The 25,053-nt window shown below is 57.3% G+C and carries 36 protein-coding genes; 4 read left to right on the top strand and 32 right to left on the bottom strand.

Features of this window, described 5'->3' with window-relative positions; genetic code table 11:
- The 3 genes from E4P01_RS18625 to E4P01_RS18615 all read right to left on the bottom strand — a co-directional run bounded on the left by E4P01_RS18625 (position 1) and on the right by E4P01_RS18615 (position 4,209).
- Positions 1-3,288 (bottom strand): phage tail tape measure protein, encoded by a 3,288-nt coding sequence (locus E4P01_RS18625; RefSeq protein WP_216091629.1) that lies wholly within the window; start codon positions 3,286-3,288, stop codon positions 1-3.
- 56 nt (positions 3,289-3,344) lie between these two features.
- Positions 3,345-3,683 carry a superinfection immunity protein gene (locus E4P01_RS18620; RefSeq protein WP_216091630.1) on the bottom strand — a complete coding sequence of 113 codons (339 nt, stop codon included), beginning with the start codon at positions 3,681-3,683 and terminating at the stop codon, positions 3,345-3,347.
- A gap of 97 nt (positions 3,684-3,780) precedes the next feature.
- A complete protein-coding gene (locus tag E4P01_RS18615; RefSeq protein WP_248130104.1) occupies positions 3,781-4,209 on the bottom strand; it encodes a hypothetical protein in 429 nt (142 codons plus the stop codon).
- A gap of 190 nt (positions 4,210-4,399) precedes the next feature.
- On the opposite strand from E4P01_RS18615, the gene E4P01_RS18610 reads away from it, so the two are divergent.
- Positions 4,400-4,663 (top strand): hypothetical protein, encoded by a 264-nt coding sequence (locus tag E4P01_RS18610; protein ID WP_216091631.1) that lies wholly within the window; start codon positions 4,400-4,402, stop codon positions 4,661-4,663.
- On the opposite strand, the gene E4P01_RS18605 is transcribed toward E4P01_RS18610, so the two are convergent.
- The 11 genes from E4P01_RS18605 to E4P01_RS18555 all read right to left on the bottom strand — a co-directional run bounded on the left by E4P01_RS18605 (position 4,653) and on the right by E4P01_RS18555 (position 10,564).
- Positions 4,653-4,790 (bottom strand): hypothetical protein, encoded by a 138-nt coding sequence (locus E4P01_RS18605; protein WP_216091632.1) that lies wholly within the window; start codon positions 4,788-4,790, stop codon positions 4,653-4,655. The two genes, E4P01_RS18610 and E4P01_RS18605, sit on opposite strands and share 11 nt — an antisense overlap.
- Positions 4,791-4,844: 54 nt before the next feature.
- On the bottom strand, positions 4,845-5,123 hold the full coding sequence (locus E4P01_RS18600; protein WP_216091633.1) for a DUF1799 domain-containing protein: 279 nt from the start codon (positions 5,121-5,123) through the stop codon (positions 4,845-4,847).
- Positions 5,124-5,170: 47 nt separating this feature from the next.
- Complete coding sequence (locus E4P01_RS18595; RefSeq protein ID WP_216091634.1) at positions 5,171-5,551, bottom strand: phage tail assembly chaperone; 381 nt, start codon at positions 5,549-5,551, stop codon at positions 5,171-5,173.
- A 3-nt stretch (positions 5,552-5,554) separates the two neighbouring features.
- Positions 5,555-6,214, bottom strand: a complete 660-nt coding sequence (locus E4P01_RS18590) for a phage tail protein (RefSeq protein WP_216091635.1) — start codon at positions 6,212-6,214, stop codon at positions 5,555-5,557.
- Positions 6,215-6,285: 71 nt separating this feature from the next.
- Positions 6,286-6,705, bottom strand: coding sequence for a phage tail terminator-like protein (locus E4P01_RS18585; protein ID WP_216091636.1), 420 nt, complete (start codon positions 6,703-6,705; stop codon positions 6,286-6,288).
- Positions 6,702-7,277, bottom strand: coding sequence for a hypothetical protein (locus E4P01_RS18580; RefSeq protein ID WP_216091637.1), 576 nt, complete (start codon positions 7,275-7,277; stop codon positions 6,702-6,704). The genes E4P01_RS18585 and E4P01_RS18580 overlap by 4 nt, the downstream gene beginning before the upstream one ends.
- Positions 7,274-7,663 carry a hypothetical protein gene (locus E4P01_RS18575; RefSeq protein ID WP_216091638.1) on the bottom strand — a complete coding sequence of 130 codons (390 nt, stop codon included), beginning with the start codon at positions 7,661-7,663 and terminating at the stop codon, positions 7,274-7,276. Before E4P01_RS18575 ends, E4P01_RS18580 begins: the two co-directional genes overlap by 4 nt.
- A complete protein-coding gene (locus E4P01_RS18570) occupies positions 7,663-8,157 on the bottom strand; it encodes a DnaT-like ssDNA-binding protein (protein ID WP_068931889.1) in 495 nt (164 codons plus the stop codon). Before E4P01_RS18570 ends, E4P01_RS18575 begins: the two co-directional genes overlap by 1 nt.
- A 1-nt stretch (position 8,158) precedes the next feature.
- Positions 8,159-8,494 carry a hypothetical protein gene (locus E4P01_RS18565; RefSeq protein WP_216091639.1) on the bottom strand — a complete coding sequence of 112 codons (336 nt, stop codon included), beginning with the start codon at positions 8,492-8,494 and terminating at the stop codon, positions 8,159-8,161.
- 57 nt (positions 8,495-8,551) lie between these two features.
- Complete coding sequence (locus E4P01_RS18560) at positions 8,552-9,700, bottom strand: P22 phage major capsid protein family protein (RefSeq protein ID WP_216091640.1); 1,149 nt, start codon at positions 9,698-9,700, stop codon at positions 8,552-8,554.
- Between the two features lie 75 nt (positions 9,701-9,775).
- Entirely contained in the window at positions 9,776-10,564 is a 789-nt protein-coding gene (locus E4P01_RS18555) for a DUF6651 domain-containing protein (RefSeq protein ID WP_216091641.1), read from the bottom strand.
- 161 nt (positions 10,565-10,725) lie between these two features.
- Between E4P01_RS18555 and E4P01_RS18550 the strand changes: the two genes are divergently transcribed.
- Positions 10,726-11,331, top strand: a complete 606-nt coding sequence (locus E4P01_RS18550; RefSeq protein ID WP_216091642.1) for a hypothetical protein — start codon at positions 10,726-10,728, stop codon at positions 11,329-11,331.
- 10 nt (positions 11,332-11,341) lie between these two features.
- Here E4P01_RS18550 and E4P01_RS18545 read toward each other — a convergent pair whose 3' ends face one another.
- From E4P01_RS18545 to E4P01_RS18520, 6 genes are read right to left on the bottom strand one after another with little or no spacing between them, the layout of a single operon-like run.
- Positions 11,342-11,590, bottom strand: a complete 249-nt coding sequence (locus tag E4P01_RS18545; RefSeq protein ID WP_216091643.1) for a hypothetical protein — start codon at positions 11,588-11,590, stop codon at positions 11,342-11,344.
- A complete protein-coding gene (locus tag E4P01_RS18540; RefSeq protein ID WP_216091644.1) occupies positions 11,587-12,699 on the bottom strand; it encodes a hypothetical protein in 1,113 nt (370 codons plus the stop codon). The genes E4P01_RS18545 and E4P01_RS18540 overlap by 4 nt, the downstream gene beginning before the upstream one ends.
- Entirely contained in the window at positions 12,700-14,094 is a 1,395-nt protein-coding gene (locus E4P01_RS18535; RefSeq protein ID WP_216091645.1) for a DUF4055 domain-containing protein, read from the bottom strand.
- A gap of 4 nt (positions 14,095-14,098) precedes the next feature.
- The gene (locus E4P01_RS18530; RefSeq protein ID WP_216091646.1) at positions 14,099-15,430 is read right to left on the bottom strand and encodes a hypothetical protein; all 1,332 of its coding nucleotides are present in this window, start codon (positions 15,428-15,430) and stop codon (positions 14,099-14,101) included.
- Positions 15,427-15,942, bottom strand: a complete 516-nt coding sequence (locus E4P01_RS18525) for a DUF2280 domain-containing protein (RefSeq protein ID WP_216091647.1) — start codon at positions 15,940-15,942, stop codon at positions 15,427-15,429. Before E4P01_RS18525 ends, E4P01_RS18530 begins: the two co-directional genes overlap by 4 nt.
- A gap of 32 nt (positions 15,943-15,974) precedes the next feature.
- Positions 15,975-16,598, bottom strand: coding sequence for a putative metallopeptidase (locus tag E4P01_RS18520; protein ID WP_216091648.1), 624 nt, complete (start codon positions 16,596-16,598; stop codon positions 15,975-15,977).
- Positions 16,599-16,672: 74 nt separating this feature from the next.
- On the opposite strand from E4P01_RS18520, the gene E4P01_RS18515 reads away from it, so the two are divergent.
- Both E4P01_RS18515 and E4P01_RS18510 read left to right on the top strand, forming a co-directional pair.
- Positions 16,673-16,879, top strand: coding sequence for a hypothetical protein (locus tag E4P01_RS18515; protein ID WP_216091649.1), 207 nt, complete (start codon positions 16,673-16,675; stop codon positions 16,877-16,879).
- Positions 16,880-16,886: 7 nt separating this feature from the next.
- Positions 16,887-17,444 (top strand): hypothetical protein, encoded by a 558-nt coding sequence (locus E4P01_RS18510; RefSeq protein ID WP_216091650.1) that lies wholly within the window; start codon positions 16,887-16,889, stop codon positions 17,442-17,444.
- Positions 17,445-17,516: 72 nt separating this feature from the next.
- Here the strand turns inward: E4P01_RS18510 and E4P01_RS18505 are convergent, their stop codons facing one another.
- The 12 genes from E4P01_RS18505 to E4P01_RS18455 all read right to left on the bottom strand — a co-directional run bounded on the left by E4P01_RS18505 (position 17,517) and on the right by E4P01_RS18455 (position 24,932).
- Entirely contained in the window at positions 17,517-17,747 is a 231-nt protein-coding gene (locus E4P01_RS18505; protein WP_216091651.1) for a hypothetical protein, read from the bottom strand.
- A gap of 57 nt (positions 17,748-17,804) precedes the next feature.
- Positions 17,805-18,137 carry a phage holin, lambda family gene (locus E4P01_RS18500; RefSeq protein WP_216091652.1) on the bottom strand — a complete coding sequence of 111 codons (333 nt, stop codon included), beginning with the start codon at positions 18,135-18,137 and terminating at the stop codon, positions 17,805-17,807.
- A 212-nt stretch (positions 18,138-18,349) separates the two neighbouring features.
- Positions 18,350-18,775: a hypothetical protein gene (locus tag E4P01_RS18495; protein ID WP_216091653.1), complete on the bottom strand. Its 426-nt coding sequence runs from the start codon at positions 18,773-18,775 to the stop codon at positions 18,350-18,352.
- A 186-nt stretch (positions 18,776-18,961) separates the two neighbouring features.
- On the bottom strand, positions 18,962-19,801 hold the full coding sequence (locus E4P01_RS18490; RefSeq protein WP_164699541.1) for a lipid II-degrading bacteriocin: 840 nt from the start codon (positions 19,799-19,801) through the stop codon (positions 18,962-18,964).
- A gap of 8 nt (positions 19,802-19,809) precedes the next feature.
- Positions 19,810-19,995, bottom strand: a complete 186-nt coding sequence (locus E4P01_RS18485; protein ID WP_081044268.1) for a Com family DNA-binding transcriptional regulator — start codon at positions 19,993-19,995, stop codon at positions 19,810-19,812.
- Between the two features lie 472 nt (positions 19,996-20,467).
- The gene (locus tag E4P01_RS18480; protein WP_216091654.1) at positions 20,468-21,013 is read right to left on the bottom strand and encodes a hypothetical protein; all 546 of its coding nucleotides are present in this window, start codon (positions 21,011-21,013) and stop codon (positions 20,468-20,470) included.
- Positions 21,010-21,681: a recombination protein NinG gene (locus E4P01_RS18475; RefSeq protein WP_216091655.1), complete on the bottom strand. Its 672-nt coding sequence runs from the start codon at positions 21,679-21,681 to the stop codon at positions 21,010-21,012. Before E4P01_RS18475 ends, E4P01_RS18480 begins: the two co-directional genes overlap by 4 nt.
- On the bottom strand, positions 21,678-21,809 hold the full coding sequence (locus E4P01_RS28255; RefSeq protein WP_282442973.1) for a hypothetical protein: 132 nt from the start codon (positions 21,807-21,809) through the stop codon (positions 21,678-21,680). Before E4P01_RS28255 ends, E4P01_RS18475 begins: the two co-directional genes overlap by 4 nt.
- A gap of 47 nt (positions 21,810-21,856) precedes the next feature.
- Positions 21,857-22,372: a hypothetical protein gene (locus tag E4P01_RS18470; protein WP_216091656.1), complete on the bottom strand. Its 516-nt coding sequence runs from the start codon at positions 22,370-22,372 to the stop codon at positions 21,857-21,859.
- The gene (locus E4P01_RS18465) at positions 22,369-23,166 is read right to left on the bottom strand and encodes a hypothetical protein (protein ID WP_216091657.1); all 798 of its coding nucleotides are present in this window, start codon (positions 23,164-23,166) and stop codon (positions 22,369-22,371) included. Before E4P01_RS18465 ends, E4P01_RS18470 begins: the two co-directional genes overlap by 4 nt.
- A complete protein-coding gene (locus E4P01_RS18460; protein ID WP_216091658.1) occupies positions 23,153-24,130 on the bottom strand; it encodes a phage replication protein in 978 nt (325 codons plus the stop codon). Before E4P01_RS18460 ends, E4P01_RS18465 begins: the two co-directional genes overlap by 14 nt.
- A 1-nt stretch (position 24,131) precedes the next feature.
- Entirely contained in the window at positions 24,132-24,932 is an 801-nt protein-coding gene (locus tag E4P01_RS18455; protein ID WP_216091659.1) for a Rha family transcriptional regulator, read from the bottom strand.
- Between the last annotated feature and the right edge of the window lie 121 nt (positions 24,933-25,053).

Genomic DNA, 25,053 nt, shown 5'->3' with positions numbered 1-25,053 from the left:
TTACCTCCCGTTGATAGCTCGCCAGATAGCCCCACCAGGCTGAACACCGCGTGCGATGGCAGCCTCGGCTTCGGTCTTGGTGACCTGCTGGATATTCCTTCCGGCCTGCGAGGTGTCTTCCTGAGTCGCATTGCCTCCGTCACCTCCTGTTTGCACGGAAACCGAGACGGGGAAGCTGTAGGTGTTGCCACTCCCGCCACCGCCTGACGCCGCCATAATCGAACTGCCGCCCGTCATTAATGGCGTGACGCTGCCGCCCTGCGCACCGGTCATCAAGAAAGAGCGGCCACCCTGACTGAACAGCTCTGGCCCTTTTTCGTTTACCTCGTACAGGGTATTTGGATCGACCGGGCCGCCAGATGCTCGCCCTTCAACGAGAGCGCTACCGATGCTGGAGCCGAAGCTGCCAGCTCCTGCCCCCGCCGCCGCACCGCCGCCAAACCAGGCGCCGATGGCAGTACCCGCCAGGCTCGACAGCAAGCCGGACGCCGCCTGCCGAGTAGCGATACGCGCCATGTCGGCGATGATCGACTTGGTGAAGTCCGAAAACGAAAGCTTGCCAGTGACGGCAAAATTCGCGACCGCGTCCTCCATTCCGGAAAAGGCATTCGTGAAAAGGCTCTTGGTCTGGCCAGCCACATCGTTGGCAGACTGCAGGTAGTTCTGGAAGGCTGAAGAGGCTCCGCTACGCCAGTTGCCTTGGGCCTCCGACATCTGGTCGTAGTTGTCGACCACTGTGGCGCGGTACTTCCTTTCCGCATCCTCCAGGCTGGCCAGGTCGCGCATGTAGTCTTCCTGGCTGTACTTGTCAGGCGCTGTCTTGCGGCGATCCAGAAGCTTGGCTCGCTCGTCGTTGAACTTGTCCGCGGTTGCGTCGAGGCTCGCTTGCAGTGTTGCTTGCCGGTCGCCCAAACCCAGCCCGTTTGCTGCGCGGGAGCCAGCGGCTTCCAGTGCGGCTCGCTGGCGTTCCAACTGGTTAACGTACGCCTCCGAGGCGGCCGTCAACTGCTCCAGTCGGCCCTTCTCGCTTGTAGCTATGACCGTCAGCTGGCTGTCGGCATCCTTCTGAGCTTTGACCATCCCCTGCCTTGCATCGGCGATCTTCTGATCAAGCTGGATGCTTTGAGCCGCCGTTGTGCCTTTCTTGGCCTTGGCCGCTTCCAGCGCATCAACTTCGGCCTGGTATGCGGCCGTCACATCATCCTTTTCCTGATTGATCAGGGCCGACCGTTGCTTGGCATAGTCCGACAGCGAAACCACGCCGGCCTTCTGCTGCGCCTCCAGTTCCTTCTGCGCGTTCCGGTAGTCCGTGACAATGTCGGACAGGTTGTTTTTGGCGTTGTTGAAGCTGGTCAGGTCGACTTGAGAGCCGGCGGCTTTCGGGTCTTTGTTTTTGTCGTTGAGCCCTTTCAGCAAGGTATCGTAGGCACCTCCTGAGAATTTTTTACCGTCGAAATCGACGCCGTCCAGAAGCTTAGACTTTTGGCCGGTCCTCTCAGCATTCTCGTAAAGCGTTCTGAATTTATCGTTGAGCTTGTCCAGCTCTGCTGTGCGCTTGCTTAGAGGGTTAATCTCATCGAGCTGCGCATCCAGTTCTTTTTGGACCTTAATAGCTTTCTGGTTTGCGTCGGTGTTCTCGCCCGTGATGATTGCCAGATTGGCGCTGGCTGCCTGCCTGGCCTTCAGGCTTGCGAGTTTCTTCTCAAGCGCTTCAGTGGAGTCGGTGTCATCTAGTCCTAGAATCGAGTCAAATGCTGTGCTTGCCTTGCCCAGGCCCGCAGATATAGCCCCCGAAAACCCGCCCGCCTTGCGAGTATCCAGTACGCGCTGGGTTAGCTCTATCTGCTTTGCGAGGTCTGGAAATGCTTCCGAACGGATGTAGGAATATGCTCGTTTTGTCGCGTTTCCAATGTCATCCCAATCTCGCTCAATATCGGATAGAGACCCGCGATAGGCCTTGAGGCGCTCTAGCGCCGCCTCGTTCAAATTCCCACTCAGCACATCAAGTGCGCGCTGATGATCGCCTTGATCATCAATCCCCTTGATCACCTGGTACTGATCTAGAGTGAGCAATCCATACTGGCTGCTGATCTTGCCCGCAGCCTCCGTAGCTGTATCACCGGCAGTGGCGAATGACTTTGCGAGTTCTCCAGCGCCCTGCCCCGTGATCTCGCTGATCGCTGCCGCAGCCTCCGCCAAGTTGCGCATCTGCGTGCCGCTTGTGGCGGCCCCCGAAGCAAGCGAAACAACCGCTTCACGCGCGCCGGATAGATTTCCAGTGATTCGCCCGGCGCCGTCGGCCATATCCTTCAAGCTGGCGATTGTCTGGCCGGCGCCGTTGGTGCCGCCATTGATAGCGGCATTGAACTCGCGAGCCTGCTTCATTGCATCAAAATAGGCGTAGCCAAGCGACCCAAGAACGGCCACCAGTAGTCCGGCTGGAATTATCATCCCCGCCAGACTTCGCGCTGATTCGCCGGCACCAGCACCCAATTGTGCAATGGCTCGCGCGCCGCTACCCAGATCGCCCGATTGCAGGGCGTTGGCAAGCTGCATTACGTTCTCTTGGGCTTGGCGAGTGCCGAGCTTCAATTTATCGAACGCGGTCTCCGTGGCGGTAAGCCCGGCACGGTCCTTACCGATCTTGGCTAGGGCCTCTTGGTAGCGCTCTGCATCTACCTGACCCGCTTTGTGCAGGTCGTTAAGCGCTTTCTCTTGGGCCTCCAACTTCGCCAGTTTGGCGGTCACTGGGTCAATCCCGTTTACAGTGCGTTTCATCGCCTCAATCTGGCGGTTTTCGGCATCGATCAGCTTCTGCTTCTGTGCCAACTCCTTGGCTTCGGCCTTCTCGATTTTGTCGTAGGCCTTACCCAGCTGATCTTGATACTTTGCCTGGTCTTCGATAGTGACCAAGCCGCCCTTGCGAGCGCGCTCCAAAAGGCCTTCTGCCCGCACCAAAGATTCAATGCTGTCGATATTGCCCGTCATCGCCTTGTCTAGCTGGCTGATAACGGTGATCTCTGCGGCGGCGCTTTCAGTCGCTTTGCGGCTTGCACCGGATCTGCGATCTATCGCGGCAGTGGACTTCTCGACGCCCTGGGCTACCTCATTTTCTGCCTGAGTGATCTTCTTGCCCGTGCTGGCCAAGCCTTCACCAGTCTTGCCTAGGTCGTCGATCGCCTTCTGCGCACCTTCTGCTGAGTCGACCAACTTATCCAGGTCGTCAGCGGCCTTTGCCGCTTGCGAGGACTCAACGGCAATGCCCAGGGAGGCGAAGTTGGTGCTCATTATTTTTCTCCGGGCATAAAAAAACCCGCCGGAGCGGGTAGTGATTTTATTGATGTTCAGCTTCGAAGCAGTCTTGCTTTTTCGGCTTGGAACTCATCTTCCGAGATAAATCCGCGCTCCTTCATGGACACAAGCTTTTCAAGGGCTTCGTATCTGTCGATTTCTGGGGCGGTGGTGCTGCTCTTTGCTTCCACAGGCTTGCTTATGGCAGATGCTGACCAAACCAGCGCCGCCACCCATCCTATGAGGGTCCACCCCAAAAATAAGTTGAGAAGAAATATGGAATCCGTATTTGGATGCTTTCTGCTTTTGCCATTAATAGTTGGCAAGAAATAAAGCACTGCGCCAATAAAAAACAACATTGCAGCGCCGATCACTCCCGATTCACTAGGCATCGACCCATCTCCTTGAACAAGGAAAGCAATCTACCACTTTCCGCAGGGAGCGCCCGATCCACTCCGAGCAACTTGATATCTCACCTCTATGACTCGCTTAGAAACTGCTTGGTTGAACAGCCAGAGATCCGCCGCCGGCAGGAAGGAAAACTCTGAATTTCTTCTGCTGACCTGGTTTCAGGACTACTGACGTCTCCATTCTCTCAGGATTGGCCGCGCAGAGTGCCGATCCGTCCAGCGCCGCACCGAGCAACCATTCGCCTGGCGGAACTTGGAATACTGCCTTTTCTCCAGTATCCAGCTTCGCCACGGGTGCACCGTTTAAAAAGACGGTCGCAAAGCAGCCGCCGCCGGTAAACCCAGTGTCCCGCGTGACAATTAGCGAACTGCCGCCAGGTACTGGCTTTTGGTAGCCGCTTACCCGTTCGGACGGCGCTGGACGCGCCTTGTCGGACGGCACTGGTGAAGTCGCACACCCCGCCAGCATCGCCACCGCCACCGCCGCTATCAAAATCCGCATGATCATTCCTCGTCCTGAAAGTGCCGACTGTACCGCGTACCTGGCCAGGCATCCAGTGTGTATGGAATGCCAGTGGCGGCCAGGCGCCGCGCGGTAGTAGCCTCCTGCCATACGCAAGGATTCCCCAGTCCTACGCCTGCGAGCCCAAGGACTGGGATAGCGCCAATATCGGCGCGTTTATGACCTGGAGGTCGATGTGAGTACACCTGAAATGAACCCGCTGGATGCTGCGTTAAACCAAATTAACAACACCCTTCTAGCGCTCAGCCACTTTGCCGCTCAACTTGACTCGAAAATGCTCGAGGCCTACTTGGGCGCGGCTGTAATCGCCTCTCGCGAGCAAGGTAGCGGAGATAACATTGTCTATGAAATCTACCAAAAAGCCTTGCCTGGTCGACCACTACCAACCACTCTTTCCTCCCAAGAATTTGCGAAAAAAGTGAAAGAGTCTAAGTCTTGATCTGAGCCTTGGTGATGGCCGCCTTACTGACTGTGGCAGCAGAAAGATACAGGCGGCCATCTTTGTACAGCACCCATAGTGGCTGGCCATTTTCACCCTTTGCCGCACTAGCAATACACATGCTCATGTATTTCTCCTCGTTTCCCGTTTTATAACTTCGGTACATTTTTGTGCCTGAGGATCAGGCGCCTCTCGCACTCTCCCGCTGTTCCGCCATCACCTGCAGGGCTTCAGCCTCCATCCGCCGGAAGTCGCTGAAAATGGTTTGTCGCTGGCTGATCGGTACGCCGCACATCCGAATCACACCGGATAGAACGCTGTAGTCCATGCCTGTTGCGCCGCACGCGCCTATGCGCCACTGGGTGCTCATGGCCTCGAAGACTTTGAAGGCCTCCCAGTTGTCCGGCCAGATGCCGACTTCCCTGTCGGGGATGTCCTGGCGCGATAAACCGAAGGCCATCAGATCTGCATCCGACGGCCCTGGCTCATACAGTGCGCGTGAGGCGCTTAGGAGTTTCCCAAGCGGGCTTCGCTGAAGGCCTCGGCGTACGCGTTCAGCACTGCCTTGGGCGCCGAGTTGATCGAGTTAACGAGGATGCGCACGTTTTCAGGCGTGAATTCCTCTTCGATATCCCAGCCCACCACTACATCCAGCAGCTGGTCTGCTTGCAGGGCGATCTGGGCAGCGGTGAAAGCCTTGAGGTCCATGTCCCCGACCAGCTTGCTCAGCTCGTCGTGCCGCTCGTTCCAGCCGGTATACAGCTCGGCAAGCGCGGTGCGGTCCAGATACTTGAACTCAAACTCAACCTTTTCAGCGTTGTAGCCCGCGCGCTGGATCATCACCGGCGCCTTGAAGGTCGGCTTTTGGATCAGCTTGAACTTGGCCATGGGTTACACCACTGCTGCCGCGTAGCGGGTTGGGCGGCCGGTCAGCGCCAGACTGATAACGCGGGTCATCAGATTGTTGCGGGACATGGTCGGCGTCGACGTGATCGACACGTAGCCGTTGTAGATGATGCTGCTGCCGCCAGGAAGGTTGAGCCGGAGCAGGCGCGCTTGCTTGTCGTCGTCGGCGGCCTCGCAAACCTCCACATAGGGCTTGGAAGGATCATCGGCGACGGTGATGGTCAGCGTGATCGGATTTTTGGTGGTCGGCATCTGACGATCATCGTCGTCGGCCAGGAAACCAAAGGTCAAAAACTGCTGATCGCCGCCGCTGGAGTTCAGCTCGGTGATCTGCGAAATCTCAGTGAACCCCGTCACCTCACGTACCGAGCCAATGCCCGAGCCGGCTGGATACTGCTGGACGTTGACGGTATTCACGTTTTCCAACGCGAAAGTGCCGCTGGCGATCTCGCCGACACGAACGCCTCGCCCTTCAAGGCGAGTCCAGCCAGAGTTGACGGCGATAACATCACCCTCGGCCAGGCCATGCGCTGCCGCGGTAGCGACGGCTGGATTGGCGTTCGTCAAAGCAGTGAATGGAATCGAGGGGCCGTAGGTGGCTGCAATCTCGAAGGTGGCGCCGTTGGGCATTTGGATGCCGGCCATGGGTGTTTCCTCTTTTCAGAAATGACAAAACCCGCACAGATGCGGGTTTCGGGGGTTGCCCAACGGGCGGATTAGAACGTATCGGCTCGGTACTGAAACGACAGAGGCAAAGTACTCGTAGTCTCGCCCTGGATGGATGCGGCAGTGGCCATGGGCGAGCGGACGTAAACCGTGAAGTCCGCTTTTTTCATCGGCAGGTTGTTCGGGTACAGCTGTGCGATCTCTTCGGCAATCGCGCCGGCGGCACCAGTGCCCGAACCCGACGCGGTAACTACGCTGACCTGAAATACACCCCGATAAGAGACGTGCTTGCCTGCCAGGTCCTCGCTATCGGTACTCCCAGGCATCAGGTATGCCCTCAGGTAAGTTGCCCCGCCGGCCGGTGGCGTGAATGTCACGCCTTCATATGCGATCACCAGCTTAGGCACACGGGTGTCGACCCAGGCCTTCAAACGCGCTTCGAACAGACTTCGGATAATCCGGTCGCTCATGTTGAAAGCTCCGAGACGGCTTTGTTGATGTACATCTGAAACTCGGTCACGGTGATCTGCACCATTCCGGCGGGCGCCTGGCTGGACCAGCCTTCGTACTCAAGCCGAGGGCCGTACGGGAGATTGTTCGTGATCCAGATCGCCCCTTTGCCAATCGTAAACGTCTGGATAAGAGCTGCGCCCGCATCCCTTGTCGCGCTGCTCTTTGGATCAATGCGGTCGATGCTACTGGTGATTGCGGTATCAAAAGAGACCTGCCAGTTACCCCTAAAGCGACCTCCTACATATTCCTTACCTGCAACAAGGTCCATACCATCTTTGATCAAGCGCCCAGGCTTTAGGCGGCCATTTTTGGTGAGATTCGCAGGATCGTTACGTAGCGCCGTATTCAGCCTTTTAACTTCATCGTTGTACTGAACTGCAGTGGCATTGACCGCCCAAAGCTCTGAGTTACCAACTGGTGACCGATCGACAACGGAGGTCAGAAGATCGATGGCGGTCTTCTTGACCACTTCCTCAAGATCACTTTTGGTCTTCTCGACGAACTCCCGAACATCGATGCTAAAGCTCATTTTCTGGCCTGCACGCTGAAGCCGACAGCGATGCCAGCATAGTCCCAAGGATCGACGTGCTGGACCGTGTAGGTGTCACCGTCGAAGGCGATCTTGTCCAGCGTCACCGGTTGGGGCGTGTCTGCGCCATCCAGCAGCACTGGAGAGATGAGGATCTTGACGTCACCCTGCTTGATCAGCGAGCCGTCGATATCTTGCTGGCGATAGTTTTGGCGAAGCCCTGAGCCGTCGAATTGCTCCATGGTGACAGGACTGCCGCCAATCTCAGGGTCGTAATCACCGGTAGTGACCCGAACTAGGGATAGCTCCAACCCCTTGCCGCCTCTCGAGCGCGGCGCCAGCATCCGTGCAGCGCTCGCCTTTGCACGATCATAGATATCTGCCATCAGCTTCGTACCAGGTTGACCTGACTTGAGGATTCCAGCAGGCCGGAGAACTGGGCATACGACTGCCGAGTTGCTGCTGGCTTGCTCACCGACTTGGTGGCAACTGCAAACGTGGTGCTGATCGGCCCAACAGTTTCGGAAACGACTGCTCCCGTTTTGGTTTCAGGCGCGATCAGGTCATCCGCATGGATCTCGGCGGCCAAGGCCATCTGGCCAGCCTTGATCTGTGGCGGGATTTCGTCGAGCCGCAACACCCAGCCCTGACGCTTAACCTCAGCTCTAGGCCAGGCCAGCGCCTGATCGCGATTCACAGCCCTGCCCTTCCATGGCATCGCGTCCATTTGCAGGGCCGCGCGGCGCAGCAGGGATTCCTGCGCGACCTCGTCGGTTGGAATGACCTTGCCGAAGTTCGTGGCGTAGGTGACCAGTTCGGCGGCCGTTGCGAAGCTATCGGCGCCTGGCACCACCTTGCCGTTCTCGATCACCAGAGCCATATCAGACCTCTTTCCAGCCGAGACGCTTGTGGTCATCTAGGCAGGAAGGATGAACATGCAATTCCTCACCGCCCTGTTCAACCTTCACCAGGCCGGTGTAATCCGGTTCGTCGTCTTCCGCGACAGGCTTGCTTTGAGATTTGGCAGCCGCAGCCTCATCCGCAAGGCGCTGAGCATCTGCCGCAGTCAAATCAATCGCATCCTGTGCGCTTTTGCTCCAGTCGGCACGCTCCTGCTCACCCAGAGCCTCGAAAGCTTCCGCGCTCAAACCACTAAGCTCGATCGCCTTAGCCAGCAGCACCTTTGCCGCCTTCTGTTCTTTCGTCAGTCCAGCCATTGTCATTCTCCAGAAACAACGCAGGGGCCGAAGCCCCTGGTTGTCGTTGTGGTTGAGTTAGCCGAGCAGCAGGCTGATGTGCTCATCCTTGATCGCGCGGCAGCCCCAGGCCAGACGCACGTGGTAGGCCGTTTGCAGGAACTGGCGGTAGACCGCTATCTCGAACGACAGACCGGTCAGCGGGTCGGTGATGGTGATCACGTCGTCCGCCGAGTCACCACCCTCAGGCATCGCGGGGGCACGAGTTGCCAGTACGATCGCCGAGCGGGCAAACGCCACGTTCGCTGTGTACGAGTTGCCCAGGGTCAAGGCGTTACCGGTCGGGATGACGATCTGCGAGCCGGGCTTGTTCAGCGTGATGGTGCCCGGGGCCGCAACACCAGCGCCAACAACGTACTTGTTGTCACCGTCAGCCGCGAAGGTCGCGATGTCGCCAGCCAGAACAGTACCGGTACCGGTCGCCAGAGCGATGTTGGTCGCGCCGATCGCGGTGGAGCCGTTGGTGACGTACGCCGCACCGGTGCCTTTGACGTGTCGGCCCACCTGGTGGGAGTGACGAATCGCCATATTCATGATGCGGTCGGTCATGCCGTTGCGCAGCATGTCGCTGGAGCCTGCTTCGTTGACCTTGAACAGGCCGGACTGCTTGCCACGCATGTTGCCGATAGCGGAGTGACCCAGGACCAGCTGCAGGTCGTTAGTTGGAGCACCGTTCTGCTCCAGGATGCCCAGCACGCCAGCGAAGTCGGACAGGTCAGCCGCAGTGCCGAATGGCGTGGTGCCAACGGTGCCGTAGGCGCGGGAGGCATTGCGGTAAGCCTCCAACCACAGATCCTTCTCCACCTCGTTCACCAGGGTGCGCATCGCCTGGTAGAAGCGATCCGCCTGGATGGACGAGAAGGTACCGGCGTTTTGCAGGCCCTTGGTCTGCTCACCATTCCAGCGAACCGGAACGTGCTTGCTCTTGGTGATGGCCACCGCGACGTTATCGACGATGGTGTCGCCCGAGTCCGGAGCGGTAACGCCCGGAACGTTGTCAGCCGCAGCCACTTCGCTGGTGATGGGCACCAGCACGTCCTGGCCGATTGCCGCACGGGCAACGGACGAGTCGCGGGATACCGCCGGGATGAAGCCCGTCATCTCGCGAGAGATAACATCAAGCGCTTCGTACAGAGCCGGCACCAGGCCGTTAAGGGTGTTCGCCATTTTGGCTTTCTCCACAAAAAAGCCCGCTCAGTGGCGGGCATTGATTACTTGCCGGGCAAACCCCGGCGGCGTTGGTCAGTCAGTTACCAAGCCGCCATTGCGTGCATGATCAGCCTTGGCGGCTGGATCAAGCGCATCAAATGCGGCTCGCGGAAGGGTCTTCTTATCGCCACCCTTGCCGCCATTGTTCGGAGAGCCGCCACCACTGGCGCCGGTGCCCTTGAGAATGTTGTCGCGGTACGGGTAGCGCTCGACCAGAGCTTCCAGCGCCTCGTCGAAGTCAGCCAGCTCACCAGGGCGGGCGCGGCTGTAGATCTTGTTGCCATCGTCGCCATAAGCCACGACCTTGCCTTCCTCGACCTTGAAAGCCTTGCCGAAGGTGTTTTGCAGCATGTCGGGCGGAACAGCGATTTTGTCGGTGACGAACTTGGAACGGCCGAAGGCGCCGCCGATCTTCTCCTGGTAGAGAATGCCGGTGGTGGTGTCGCGCTCCGTGGTGACGGTCTTGATCTGCTCGGTGAGCGTGGACACCTGGGCCTTGAACTTCTCCTCGGTGGCCGCGATGGCAGCTTGCTTGATCTCATCCACCTTTCCGGCCTGGACCAACTGCCCGGCGTCGAGGTTGGCGACAGTTGCCAGTGCCGCGCGGGCTTTTTCCGGGTCTTCGATGCCTTCGAATGCCTTGGCGCGAGCCTCGGCGGTTTCTTTGGCTTCGCGATGCCCTTTGGCTTCGGCGTTCAGCGCGGTGATTTTGGATACGGCCGACGGCGCGTCAAACGCTACGTCCTTCCCATCGTCATGCGTGTAGACCGGCTTGCCATCCTGCACAACCACATGGCCTTGTTCGTCGAGTTTCAGTTTCATCGGTTCGTCTCCGGGCATCCGCCCATCTGGTGGGCCATCCGGCCCGATGCGGCGCTATCCATCCGGAATCGCGCCCAAAAAAAAGCCCTAGCGGATGCCAAGGCTTATGGTTAGAAGTGCTTAAATGCGTGTTTTATCGCTTAGCAAATGGAGTTGACCCTATGAGAAAACACACATTGTGGGCACTGTTATTACTGCTGACGGGGTGCAGTACAGGCCCCTATCTCCATCCCGAATCAGCGGTGGGCCAAAACGCCCTTCTCGAACGCACATGTCCTGGGCCGAAAACTGCGATGAGCTATGCGCCGCTTTCTGAAGAACTCGACTGGGTTCATGTTTTGGTTTATGCAGCGCCGCCGGGGACATCCAGCCTGCCGGGAAATATCCGATCAACCGAAACTGAGCTTCGCTTGTTTGGCCGCCTCTACAAGCCGCCTTACCTGCGTGACCTGCACACTCCGGAACAACGCAGAGCGGCCTTCAAAGAGACCCCGCCCGACCTTTGGGTGAGCGCCGCATCGCCGATGGTCACCGTGCAACTGGTTACAGGCCAGTCCTATCAGGTCAGCGTTGAACAACTGAAAACTGGTTTTGATCCGAGGAAAATCTTTCACTCCGGCTTCAAGGGAACGCCTTTAGGGAAAGGTGATATGGACGACTTCACCGTCACCTTTCCGGATATTTTCGTGAACGGTGAAAAAGTGCCGATGGCGCCTATCCACTTCAAGAAACGTGAAGAGCGCTACGCACCGGTATTCAATTGCTGAGTCAGGCGTACTAAAGAACGACTCTATCGCCGCGCAGCAAGCACCCCACACAAATCAGCGTCCTCGTCCCGCCAGTCGGCTTGCCATTCTTCATCAGCACACCGATCTTCGTTTCGATCACCTCGCGACCGCCGCAGCGATGGCACTGGACCATCGTTGCCGGCTTGGGCATCCCTCTAACCCGCTTGCGCACCTGCTCCGCCGGAGTGTCCGGGGCTGGCGTGCCTTGAATGAGGTGAAGCTTCTGCTTGTCGGTCATGCCGCCATCTTAGCGAACGCCTGCGAATCCTGCTGCTTGATCTGCTCCAGGGTTAACCATTCGCCTGTAGACGAGTAGAAATCCTCAAGGTTCTTGCCGTCCTTGTAAAGTTGGTACCGCACCGGGCCAAGGACTTGAGATTTGCGTGCATCGGACTGGCGAGAAAGCCAAGTGCTGAAGTTCGTATCTCCCGGCACCTGACCATCCATGCTAGCCCTCTGACCTGGTGTCATCTCATCAATGGGAATGCCAAGCTCTCGCCACGACTTGGTTCGCGGCGTTGAAGTGCTGCGGCAGCAGAAGTGAATTCGCCCAGGGCCTTGTAGCCACGGCACCTTGTGCCCTATCGGCTTGTGCGTGCCAACCTCATACGAAAGCTTGTCACGGATGATGCAGTCGGTGGAGGTCTTCGTGTCCAGGGTGCTGAGCCAGTCCTCAGCTTTCAGGATTTCGCTGTTCGCAACATTGAACTGTTCTCGTGCCGTGGCTGCGGTGTGGCTTACGGCCGTTTGCACGACCGCTGCCAGGTCCTTCCGTGGCCGCTCAAGGAAGCCATCGGCATAGCCGGCCGCCCTGGTACCGCGAATGCTGCGGATGATCTGGTCGGTGGTTCTGCCCTCGAGGTAGCCAGATCGGATGGCATTGCGGACCTTGACCATGCGCTCGGCGCCTACCTGCATGCCCCAGTCGCGCAACAGGCGTCCCTGGAACGGACGAGACATCGCGGCCGCGTAGACTTGCTCGGAACTGATACTCACCAACGGGAAGCGCACCAGCACCGGTTCCGGCAGCGCCTGATGAAACAATGTCTGCTGCCAGTTGGCTTCGTAGCCAGCAAGCTCCTGTAGGTCAGCCTCAAGCGCTTTGAACACTTGATCATATGCCTGCGCGTTAACCGCCCTCACCTCATCCAGCAACAGCTCCAAGCGTTCAACGGTGAACGCTTCGGCGGGCATCCGCTCAAGCGCTTCAGTCAGCGCTGCCGATAACCTGCCATCCGACTGATTGAGCAGAGCGATGATGCGCCGCACCACACCGAGCTTGTACTTCTCCAGCGATACCGCGTGGGCGATATGCTCGTCCTGAAGAATCTCGTTGACCGTCGCCATTTAAAGAGCTCCGAGCGCGGGCCCCTGGTCGGCAATCTTCTGTTTCTCGACCTCCCACTCAATGTCATCCGAGACTACGCCGCGGCGCTTGTACTCATTGAACAGGGTTTCGTCAGAGAGGCGGCCTTGGGTTGCCATGTTGAGTAGCAGTGGAAGCGTGGTTTCCGGCGCGAAGTCCACGTCGAAGTTACCATTCACCTTCACGTGACCCCCTTCCTTCTCGCCCTTCCAGAGCGCGAAGAACTGAAGCACCTGGTCAAGCGTGTCCTCCAGTTGGCTGGCCATGGTTTGCAGCGGGCTCATTTCCTGAGCCGCCTCTTCCTCGGCCTGGGTCGCCGTCTTCGTGGTCTGCTTGTCCTTCTGAAGCAGCTTCGCACCAGCGATGCGCATCTGATCTTCAAGATCTTCCAGCGATTTGCGGCCAGCCTCGATGGCGGCGCCGGTATGCTCTACCCACTTCATGTCGCCACCGGTAGGCAGCTTGGTAGCGGAACTGGTACCGACCTTCAGCTCAAAAGCATCGTCGTCTATACCGGAGATCATCAGCATCGGAACGCGGGCTACGTGCAGGATGTTGTCCTGATCGCTTTGGGACTGCCAGTGCTTCTTATTGAGGTGCGCCAGCTCCAGCAGCGGCGGCGTAGCGGTCATGAACCCCGTGCGTTTGGTGTAGTACGTGGCCAGCGGGATGATCGGGAGCGTGTTCGTGCCTTCATCGGTCTTGGTCCACTCTTTTTTCCCGTTGTCGTCTTCGGTCTTGCGATACACCCTCCAGCCACCAGGGATCAAAACCCTGATCTGCGGAATGACTGTCACACCGAAATCGCCTGCGCGCTCTTCGACCGCCTCCGCATACCAGAACTGGGACAACGAGCATTCGCCGCCCTTTTCTTCGGTGAGCCAGCCAATCACCTGCTGAGGGTGGATCATCACCGCATACGGGCGAACGCCGGCGGCCTTTTCGTCAGCAGCAGTGCGTACGACAGAGTTGCCTTGCTCGTCCTTCGTCTTCGGGTAATCAACCAGCACATGGCAAAGTCCGTGGGAAAGCCCGACCGTGAACAGCTGCTGAGCCCAGACTTGCAGGTTGTTGCCCTGGCGGTCGAAGTTCTGCACGTAGGCCTTGATCGAGTCGGGCACATCCTCGCCAAGCACAATGTTCTCGGCGAACACCCTGCCCTTCATGTTCTGGACCGTCTCGCTGAACGCCGGGAGCAGCGTGGACAGCGACAGGCGCTCCTTGTAGGCGTCGTCGTCTTCCTTGGGCCACTTCGGCAGGTAAACCTTGCCCGCCAGCTGCATTGCCTTCGTTCCGCCCATAAGCGCGTCAACAAGAGCCCAGTCTTCGCGCATGGCGTCTACTGCCGGTAGCGTTTTGCTTGGGTCATTGCTCATGGGGTCACATTCTCAGGGATTCGGTGGATGCTGTGCGCTTGAGGCACGGCCACTCAACATCGATGCAATAACCGATAGCTGTCGTGATGTGCTGGTAGTCGTTTTTCTGGTCTTCCTGGAACGTAGAGCCGGCTTGAAGCTGAACCGTACTCAAGCCCTTGTGACACCAGGGGGCGGTAACAGGATTAATGAACAGGCTGGTTTCGCCCGAAGCAGTCAGGATCTTCGCCCGTACGGCGTTCTGCCGGTCCTTGATGGCTGGGTGGGCAGATTTGACCTTGCGCGTGTACGTCCAACCATTGGCCTTCAGCACGCCCTCGATATCGGTGTAGTCAGATGCGTGACCGTGCTTCTCGCCCGCCTTGCCTGCTGGGTCGCCGTAGATCAGGACATGCTTGTTCTTGTGGTTCTTGAACTTGTCTACGAACTCGGTCGCCGACTGCTTCGATACGGCACTGATCAGCACGATCTCATCCAGTAGATAGAGGTCTTTGCCGTCGTTACGCCGCACACCGATGGCCGAAGACAGGGGCGTGAAGTTCTGGTCGTGCATCCACATCAGTTGCTCGTGCGGCTCGATGACTGCATCCGTGGTGTTGGCCTTGCTGTAGTCCTCGTAGATCCGGCCAGACGCCGTTTCGAACGACGCTTCAAATTCCTGCTTGAACTGCTTGGCCGACATGGCTCGCTTCATTGCGTCCATCACATCCGCCGGAAGAATCTCGGCCGATTTCCAATGGAACACACGGAAGTTCGGGTCATTCCCCGACTCCGCCTGCATACACAGGTCGTAGTAGTGGTTCAAGCCGTCAGGTACGCCGAGCAACCAGCACCAGGCGCGATAATCCGGCATGGTCGGGTTGACGGTGTTCAGCGCCGGGAGAATGTTTGCCTCCCAGGCATCCGGCTTGATGTCGGCAAATTCGTCAATGCCGCCGCCGGTCCAGGGAATACCCTCAATCCGCTGCGGCTTGTCCAGGCCGATGACGTGAATCTCACTACCGTTGTCCAGGTAGATGATCAGGTCCGACTCGGACGGCCGGCGACTGTGCATGCAGCACAGCGTGAAGGCCTTGAGGTCATCCCAGAAGATCTTCTTGGCCTGGGCGTGTGTCGGCGCTGCGGCAAAGTACATGCCGGTGTAGGCCGATGCCTGCTTCACCACGAAACGCTTGAACCGCTCTGTCTTGCCGCTGCGTCGCCCAGCCGGCACCAGAGGGAATCGAATGCCTTCCGATACGGCCGCCACCAAGGCGAGCTGCACCGGGTGATCCTTCAGCGGATACCAGCGGGACAGCTGGCGGTCCAGCATCAGGTTGCCAGTGTTCGCGATCATGACGGCAGCCTCGCGATCAAATCGGCCAGCAGTTGGGCATTGGAGTTGCCACCGCCCTTCTCTATCAGCTTGAGCTCGGCCTTACGCTTCTCGATCTCGAGCCGTTTGATTTCTTCATCCAGCGACTTGTCAGGTTCAACGCGGCGATTGACGTAGACGTCTCCGGCCTCCTTGGCGGCTTGCTCGTAAAGCTGAGCAGTCAGCGCCAGGTTGCGCATGTTCTCGGCCTTTTCAGCCATCCGCCCCAGGCCGCGAAGCCGGTACGCACGGTTAGCGATGGGAATATCCGTAGTCTCTTCGCGGAATTGCTTTCGGGCGGCGTGAAATAAGTCCACCCAGGTCTTGCCGAGTTTCTTCCCAGCGAACTTTGTCGGATCATGCGTTTCGCACTGCTGGCGGGTGATCTCAACCCCGAATTCTGTCTTGACCGCTGCTACCACCTGGGATGGCGTATCGAAGCAGGCAAGAGCCTGAACGATGAAGGCTTTAACCTCGCTTCGTAGTACTGCCATATGGTCGTCATCCGTCAATACCTGTCATGGAATCAGGCCGACTTGAGCAGACAGGTTCCGCAGGCCCTCGATATGTTCAATTTCCCCACCTCAGCAGGACTGTTTGCAGCATCCACCAACGCTTGAACGTCAGGGCTCGCACCATAGCGGCGGACCACACCGACGAACTCTTCGACGTCGTGACCACGCATCTCCAGCTTCGGCGCCCCTTCCTTGGTAAAGGCTGGCTGGCCGTACCTATCGTTAGCGTGGGCGATGTGATAAAGCTCATGCTCTACCAGTCCGCAGAAGTCGGTGTCGCTGCACTGGGCGCAGTAGTCAGCAGCCAGCGTGATGATGAAGGCCGGCACCTCGCCGAACCAATCACGCATCTGTTGCTCCATCCGGGCTTTCTGCCAACCGCCGGCGCGGAACGCTACCTGCTCGGCCTGGCCCAGGACTGTGCGGCCCTGCTTGGCGAAGCTCGATGACGCCCACATGACCTGGATGTCTGCATCCAGCAAATGGGCATGGTCTTCGTTATGAATACTGCCAGTGTCAGCGAGTACCTCGGCCTGTAGCCATTCCCACACCTCGGGTGCAGGTGTTAGGCGGATACCGAAGTCAGAGAGGTCGGACAACTCAAGTAACGATTTTGGCGGGAGCGGCCTTTTCACTTGTGCCCTCCAGCTTGAAATAGTGGCGCGTTGCCGGTATTGGTAGTGATCAACTCAACAGCAGGGATGTAGAAATGTCGAACGACAATGCAGCAAGCTATGTAATCGCCGCTGGCCCACGAAATACAGATGAACTGGACTATCGGGCCAAGGCAGTTGCAGCGGCTATCGAGATCATCCGCGCCAAGGCATCAGGCGCTGATGCGACGAGTCTCAAGGTCGAATTCGGAAATCTTTCGTTGTACGCAGATCAAATCCAAGCGGCACTAAAAGTGAAGTGATACACCCGTGCCGCACTCACCTGCGGCACACCTACCCTTCTCCGCCATGCAGCAGCAAATCGACGCCTGCTCGGCCAGCTTCACCGCGCCAAAGAGATCCCTTGAGCTTGGTCAAACCCCGTTCGGTTTAGGATTGATATGGTTTCAAGTTGGGCGTATGCAGTTACTACATGCTCCCCCCTCCAACCTCACAGAGAGCCACCACATGCAAGAGAACAACACGCAGATTGATCAGCAAAAGCTCACAAACTGTATTGCCAATTTCTTTGCGGCCAAAATCGTGCTTAATGAACCGCGCCGCGCATCTAGTAGCGAGCTTGACACCGCAAGGAAAACGCTCAAATTGACCTATGACAATCTTGTTTTCGTCGATTTTCTTCCGGACGAGTCCTTCTTTAAGGAGCTTTCGGAAGGAATGGATCGCCACCTAGAAATCATTAACGGCCAAGATGGCTGCATGCCTTTCAGCGATCGTGAGCGCTGCTTCACAGTACCAGGTTCAATCATCCAGTTTGTCCTGAGCAACTTTTACCCGACGTGGTTCCATAACTTGAACCGCGCCTGACACCAACTCGGCAACAGATATCCGCGTTCGTATGATTGGGCGAACGCGGAGCTATAGTGGCTGGAGAGCGAATCAGGCGAACAGGTCGGCTGACTTGGCGATCGAGCGCACGAACCACATGAAACCCTGTTGTAGGTTGGTCTTGGCCAGGGCCAGCAACCGCAGGTCTACACCCTCAATACGGCCGATCTGCTTGAACAGCTCGCCGGCATCAGCTTCGAGCGCCTTGATAGAGTTCATACCGTCGATCTCGGACTGGCTCAGGTCGCGATAGCCGGTGATTTTCTGGTGCTGGTTGTCCATGGGAGGTTCCTCATTGTTCCGCGCCACGATTGGGCACATTCGAAAACGTGGCGCGGATTACTCAGCCTTACGGCCTGGCAGCTTGAAGTCAGTCACCCGGTCAGCAATGGACCGGATCTTCTCTACGCCAAGGAAGCCAACCCAGCCGCCGACGAAGGTGGCCATGCTCTGCGGGAGCGAAAAGAACTCAAGCCCGCTGATTATGGTCACGGCCAGGCCGCCACAGATGGCGCCCTCCACGATCATCTGGCGACGTGTGCCGCCGCCGTAGGTGATTCGCAGGACAGCCATCGCACAGGACAACGCTGCCGCATAGAGGATTGGCGAATGCTGGCTCAACCACGCAAGCGCTATCGCCCAGGTGTCTGGTTTGTCTGGCATGTTGGACATCTCGGTTCCTCCCCGTCAGGGAGTTAGGGATACGACAGGCCATGACCTGCGGAATTGAATCGGCTCAGAATGCACTCCCAGCTCGGAGCAATGGGTATGGTGGAGCCGAAAACGAAAAGGCCTCGATCAATGTCGAGGCCATAAAGTTATTTGGTAGCGACCAGAACCGCCCGAAAATGTCAGGCTCGCCCTCTGAGAACCTAAAATAAATTCTAAATCGATGATCGACTTGGTTTAACAACTCGAATCAACCCCACACAAAGCAAAATCACAACCAAAAAAAACAATACCCCACTTAAGACCCCGACTATCGAATCGTACGAAAATGCCGCCACCGAAAAAACACCAAGGACACACGTTAAAAGCAAGGGAAAGTTAGCAAGGCTGGAGATGAAAAGCTTCGTTCTAGAATGCTCAATACTCACAACCTTACAAGCCAGCAAGCCAATCAATGACAGACCCCAAGAAATCGCACCCAACCCCATAATGAAGGATGAGAAAATATATGCTGCCGGAACCCCGACTGTATCGCTTGGATCATTCGGATTTTCGAGCGCACCAGCAACTGAGTACACGTATAAAAGAAACGCTAACAACGATAAGAAGACAAGAAAAAAATACCACTTCAATGAGCTCATACTAACCCAACTCCATCAAGATCAATCGTCCGAAATATTGATCAATATTAGAGGTGTTTTTTTGGGTCCGTCAAACCACTCATTCGAAAAATCACAAATCTCCACACAAAACCCACAAATAGCAGTCATGCCAATAGCTGGCATGACCGTGCCCAGAAGAGATCTCCCCCGCCTACAATGACTCAGTTACCGATGGATATCGATCGGCAGCGAGCCCCTGATTTCGATTTCAAATTCCTGAGCGCCTGTCCCGTTTTGAATCGCTCGTAGAACCGTCGTCGCCGCCTCGGGCAACGCATTTCGGAAGGATCCTTGATTCGCGTCATACTTGTCGTTATAAGCACGAGCCTCACCATTAAATACCACGGCGCCGCCTTCATACTTGGTAGCATTACCTTCGATCTTCAGGGTGATATTCCCAAGAACGGAACCCGTATTGAAAGAATCGTCGAAAGTATTGTAAGGAACCTTATCCAGCACGATCCTCGTAGTGCCAATGGACAGAGCACTGAACTGCTGCTCAAGCATCGGAATTTTAGTAACCGATGGATTCAGTCCTAGTTTGGTAATATCCATCCGGACGGTGGCACCTTTACCGTTTATGAAATGACCCAATGCAGACACAGGGCCAAGTTCTGATGCAGAAATTTGTTTCACTTCTTGCGTCGGAACGGTAGATGTCACCAGCAAAGGATTGCGATACGCATAAGACAGAGCGACTGCCGGACTGACACCTGTACTACACATATAATTGTCCGCGAAAGATAGAACTTTCAAGTCCCGGCCAAATGTATTAGAACCCAGCATCCAAGGCTCAAATTTACCGTAGCGACCAATATAAAAATCAACTTCCGAACAGTGCTTAACTAATACCTCGCGCCACATGTTCTTGGCATAGTACCCATTCCTGATCAATTGCATCCCATTGAATGCCACCATTGGACTTTGCATGGTTGCGCCACCCGTCTGGTTGAGGCCTGGGTAGAATGGTTCTGGAGCTGTAATATTAATGGCTGGAAGTTCCATTTTTTCACCTATTGAGTCGAATGATTTGTCGCGGAGGATTCCGCTTTCATGTCGCTCAAAGGCGATTGCTCGAGGCTCGTGGCCTTCACGTGATTCAACGTCCCGCATCGGGAACACTTGATCTGGAGCTCTGTAAACCCACCCGTACGGGCGAGAAGTCTTTTGCAGTTACCGCATCTGAATTCTTTCAACATCTGCAAATTCCTTTTGCTGAATCGCCCTTTCCGTGGGCAATAAAAAGCCCCGCACTGGGCGAGGCTTGGAGAAATGCGTAGCGGTTATGTCGATCGGGCGAACGAGTTCCACTCTTCAATGGCGTCATCAGCCGCAGATTTATGCTTCCGAATAGCGTCTTGCTGCTCCTCTACGAAGTCAGTGATGCAGGATTTGTACTCCTCCACCTCAGCGTTGAATTGATCACGCTCGTCCTGGTCTTCAAATTCGTATGGAACACTCGGCTGGCTACAGTCATGTGAGGGCTCGATTGTGTCGGCAAACGCCAAAGGCGAGATCAACATTCCGAGAAGTAAGAGAGTTCGCATCATCCTTTGCCTCACATGAAAAAGCCCGACTTCATGCCGGGCTTTACTGTGCAACCTCAACGCGCAAGATCGACAGGATGGATAAATACTCTCTCACTTTCTCACTCAGTGCAATGGCTTTTTGCTACGCGGCGCAACTTTCGATAAGCCCCTCTGCGTCGAGCAGTTCCTGAGCGGCAGTGAGCGCCTCGTTCACCTGGTCATCGAGCGACTTGCGAATCCCTGAGCGCCACCGGTAACGAGTCGATTCTGGCTTGCCGTCGTTATCCCAGTTGGTAATGTCGTACCAAGCTGCCGGTAGCACTGCGGCGGAGCGCTTGCCCTCGGCGCCTGCCACTTGCGGAATGGCCCAGGTCAGCACAGCACATTCCCGGAAGCGTTTCGGCGCCGGCGTCTTCACCGAGTTCAGCAGTTCCAAAATGGCGCCGTGCTTGCGCTCGTGGTGCGTAGAGTACTTCGCCACGAGTGCCCGCCAGTGTGCCGGAGTCAACGCCTTGTGCAGCCGACCGAATACCCAGCAGTCCTGGAGGAATGCCGCCTCCTTGCCGACGATCTCCCCCTTCTGCTTGGCGCACTGCACCTTGGGCTCGAAGTCGCAGCCGCCGGCGGAGTTAATGGTTTCGGCCGCAAGGGCTCGAACTACTGCTGAAACAACGTTGCGATAGGTCATGCTGCAGCCCTCTTGAGTTCTCTGGTCTTTGCCCGATATTCGGCGGTGATGGCTTTCAGTTGTTCTACGGTTTCTTTGCGTGGCATGTGGTCGGCTTCCAGCACCTCGACAGCATCCAGGCCGATTCGGGCGATCAGCCCAGCACGGAAGCCCTGGGAAACCGTTTCGCCTTTTCGGGCGAACTTGGATGAACCCGCGTTACAGCTTTTGCACTGGAGCCAGATATTGGTGGGCACCAGCCTTAACTCTGGTCGGGCACCCTTGCCAAGGAAGTGGCCCGCATCGAATGCCCCGCCAGTCTTCCAGCCCTGGGCATGGAGGATTGATTCCTGCGACTCGCCACAGCTGATGCAGCCACTGCCAATACTCAGTTCATAGGTGCGTCGGTAGTCGCGTACGGCCTTCTCAGCATCTTTCATGTGGTCGGCACGACTCTTCAAGGCCTCCTTGCGGACCTTGATCTCCCGGCGCCCTACCTCTGCCAGCGCCTTGCGAGCGGTCGCTTTCCCTCTCTCGGACTGTCCATGAGCAATCGCGCATTCGATCTCACCGCAAACCGCCTGCGAGTCACGGGTAGGCGCGAACATCACTAGGCACTCAGGGCAGCGCTTGCGGCGTGATGCACCAGACTTGAGCGGGGTTTTGCGTTGCAGCGGGGTGCGCTTCATACAACCTCCTTGGCTGTCTGCCGGTTGTTACCGAACAATGGCGCCTGACCCTGGGACAGCTTCCAGTCGAACTTCTCCTTGCAGCCTGTAGCGCACTGGCGCTTGTTCAGGCTTGGCATGTTGCTCATAGGCTCACCGCAATTAGGGCAAGGCTTTCCGTATCCGTTGTCGTGACTCATGCAACCTCCTTGAATGCTTCAAACTCTGCCATTTCGGTCAGGCGCTCTTCCGTGAGCGTTGGCCAGTCATGCAGCACCAGGTACGCGCAGCACTGGCGCCAAAAATCTTGGAATATCTCCTCCCCCATCGAATCGTAGGAAAGGCTGCGGGGTGTTTTGCGGGTGAGCTGGCCCAGGCCAGGGATGTCGAACAGTTCCTCGTCGCAGTACACGCCAGACTCCAGTTGCAACGCCTTGATGGCGTCGTGTGACTGCTTGCCGGAGAACCGATCGATGTTCTGGCTCAACACTCGGCCCAGGCCATGGACCAAGCCATTGAACCGTGGATTACGGGGCTGCTTAAGGTCGGCGCGGATCTTGGTGTTGATCCGGAAATCACGCTCACGAAGGATCGACCGATCAGCGTCGGAAGACGGCACGAACGCGGCCACCTCCTTGCCGGTGGCAGGATCAACCAGGCGGCGCAGCACCAGGTACACGGGCATCAGGCGAGGCTTCGCTGGCTTGGTCATTGCGCCGCCCTCTTCTCTTCCAGTTCCTGGGCCTGCTTGATCAGCAGCGCTCGGCGATCCGCCAACCCATTGGCTGCCTCAATGCGCATCTCGTCTTTTTTCTCGGCGCTGGCTGCACGCATCTCCAGCATCGACGACTTCACCAGCTCGAGCTTTTCGCGGAGAGCCGGCGCTGGCCGCGTAACGGTGCCGGTGAGCAAACCAGCAATCGCCCGACCGTCTTCGGTGACTGGCTCGACACTCAGGTCCGCCAGGTACTTCTGGGCGTGTTCGCGCGGGATACGCTTTAACTCCATCGCCTTGGTCACAGCCTGGATACGGCGGTCGGCGTCGAAGCCTACGGATACGTGCCAGTTGACCGCCTTCGCATCCTCGCGGGCCTGGCCCACGAACCTTTGGTAGGCGTCGATGAAAGCCATGCGTGCGCCGATCTTGTCGCCGCCATCCAAGATGGGTTTCGCGGCTGCCAGGGCCAGCTGGATCTCGTCGGTCAGCACCACGGTTTCAAATTCGTCGTTGGTGGTCATGGCGATGGCCCAGGCCTCGTCCTTGCCGGGACGGCCGTCGGAGGACTGGACGCGTTGCAGGATGTCAGCCATTGCCAACTTGCCCTTCACCTCGAAGCGGCAGGCCTTCAACGCGGCTTTGACGACAGGCACCGGGTAGGCACAGAGGTCTTCCGCCATCATCGCGGCGGTACCGGGGTTCATTTCCTGGCCCATGGCCTCGGCCGTTGCGCAGATGGCAGCGGCCAGTCCGGCAACCTGCTGGTCGTTCATTTCAGAGGTATTCATTGCGGTCACCTGCTTGGCGTTTGGCCAAAACCATCTGGGCGGCCTGCTCGGCTGCGGAGAGGTTGGCCTCGGTTCGTTCCATCTGGCGGGCGGTTGTGCCGTTGACGCGCTGTCCGGTCACCCACTGGGTGTGGTAGCTCTCGGCGTTGGCCAGCAGTTCGTTGAGGCTGTGGCACTTGCGCAGGACAGCGGCATCGCTGGTTTTCAGGAAGTGGGCTGCCACGTGGTGGGCAACGTCGGCGCCCAGGCGATCGACCAGTTGGCCGAGCTGACCACCGACCTTGGCATTCCACACAGGCCAGGCGCTGTAACGCTTGCGGTAAGCCATGGCGTAGTTCGCCCAAACTTTGAAGGTCTTACAGGCCTGGTCTTTGGGGCCGGGCATGTCGGCGGGGATCTCGACCCGGGGAATATCGGTGCGTTCAACCACCAGCACCAAGCCGCGGGACTGAGCCGGTTTGCCGGTGGCGTCCTGCAAGTCCTGACTAGTGTCCTGATTGGTACCCTGATGATTGGTATCCTGATTTGTCGGAGATTTATCCGACCCTTGCTCGGATTTTTTTCCGACCTTGCTCGGAGATTTATCCGAGGTAGATCGGATAATTTTCCGACCTTTGTTTTTTGGTGGGGTCGGATATTTTTCCGACCCGTCGAGTTTCTGGTTCCACTCGACAGCCTTCTCTGTGAGGCGGAACAGTGTGATGTTCGAAGTGCTGGAAAGCTCAATCAAACCGGCCTCTTCAAGGGCCTTCAACATGCGGTAGGCGGTGTCCGGTTTATCGGTGAGCAAAGGTAGCTCCTCGATGATCTTGGCCTTACTCAACGCGAAGAAGATCCCCCCATCAGTTTTGATTGCCTTGGTCCAACTTGGGCAGCCGTAGACGAAGGCGAACAGCAGGGCCTGCTGAGAATTCAGCCCCCACTCCAGCGCCTTCACCTGGTTAATCGTGACGGTGAATTGCATGTCAGGCCTTCCCGACCTTAGCGGCCAATTCAAGGAAGCGATCCACGTACCAGTGAGGCTGCGTCTCGCGGGGGCATTGAGGACTGGTGAGGTTCTTGCCGTAGGTCATGCCCTTCTCGGTCACAGACCAGAAGTCCACCATTTCCTGCCTGGAGTTTTTTCGCTGGAGGACCTTGAGGAAGCCGTGAGCCTCCAATGCAAGGTTGAAAGCGCGGGCCGTGCTGGCGATGGCGTGGCCTTTGATCAGGGCAGTGATTGCCTTGGTGGGCATCGAAGAGCCACCAGCGGCATCAGGGGCGGCGTCAACGGCGTACCCTGGGAGGAACTTCGGATCCAGGCCATTGTTCTGGGCGATCTTGGTGAGCATTGCCATCTGACAGGACGCGGCAGGCTTCAGCAGGCGCGTGAAACACTCCATTATGGCGATCTCGCCGATTACCTTGGTGCCGGTGAGCTGGACCTGTTCGCGAGCACCCTGCTGCTGTTCCAGTTCACGCCAGCGACGGATCACTTTCATGCGCAGACCCGCGCTGTACCCTGTCAGCAGGCAATCCGTGTGTTCGCGGTCAAGCAGATACTCAACCTGCTCTCGATTCCGGCTGTCGTTGTAAATGTGAGCAAATTCGCTCACATCTACTTTCAGCTCTACGGCCATGGCCTGAATATCGCGTTTCACGTCTGGGTGACGTTTGCCGGTGAGATTCGCGATCTCGCGTGACGACATAGTCCGCGCCACGTTTTCAGAATGCGAAAAACGTGGCGCGAGATTGGTAGTGCTATTGATATGTGGCGGGGTTTGCATATAATCGGCCTCACAAAGTGTTATCGAATTAGCCGACCTCGACCGTCGGCTTTTTTGTGCCTGGGTTTCCGATCCGCTTAATTCATAGTGCGAACCCAATGGGCACCGATTTCCGCGCATG

Source organism: Pseudomonas sp. NCIMB 10586 (genome assembly GCF_023127895.1).
GTDB lineage: Bacteria > Pseudomonadota > Gammaproteobacteria > Pseudomonadales > Pseudomonadaceae > Aquipseudomonas > Aquipseudomonas synxantha_A.
Note: the sequence above shows the minus strand (reverse complement) of the source record. Positions and strands in the feature narration are given on the sequence as shown.